The sequence below is a fragment of the Planomonospora algeriensis genome, from assembly GCF_977012225.1.
Genome location: NZ_CDRNDK010001071.1, coordinates 1 through 534, shown reverse-complemented (window position 1 = coordinate 534; position 534 = coordinate 1). Strand labels below are relative to the sequence as shown.

General features: G+C 75.7%; 1 pseudogene. It reads right to left on the bottom strand.

From position 1 onward, the window contains the following. Nucleotides 1–349: 349 nt before the first annotated feature. Nucleotides 350–534: pseudogene (locus ACWJ6R_RS37845) on the bottom strand (enolase C-terminal domain-like protein); the annotation flags it as partial.

Below are 534 nucleotides of genomic sequence, written 5' to 3'. Positions count from 1 at the left end.
CTTGCGGCGCCCGGCCCTGAGCTCCTTTCCGACAGGATGGCTTCAGCTGCGGCGAGCCGCGCTGAGCGCTCCCGCACGGATCGCTTCAGCGGCGGCGAGCACACTGGGCGGCCGGAGAGCGAGACGCTACGGCCCGCACGAGTACGGCGGAGCAGAAGTGCACGGAGGCGGGCCGGTGGTCCTGCCGGCGTATAAGGCACCGCGCCCCCGGCGCGCCCGCCAGGCCGGAGGCCTGACCCCACCAGACATCAACTGCGACGGCCGGCAGGACCACCGGCCCGCCGCAGTGCGCACCCACCCCGGCCACCACGAAGCCACGGGACTCGGCCGGACCACCGCAGCGCGCCGTTCAGACGCGGTGGGACTGCTTGGCCAGCCGGCGGACGCGTTCCTCGTCGATGGTGTGCCCCAGGCCGGGCTGGGTCAGCGGGACGGCCACCACGCCGCCGGAGGCGCCGACCGGCGGGGTGACGATCTGGGCGCTGCGCGGCGGTTCGGCCACGTCGCAGGGGAGGCTGCAGCCGGGCAGGCTGG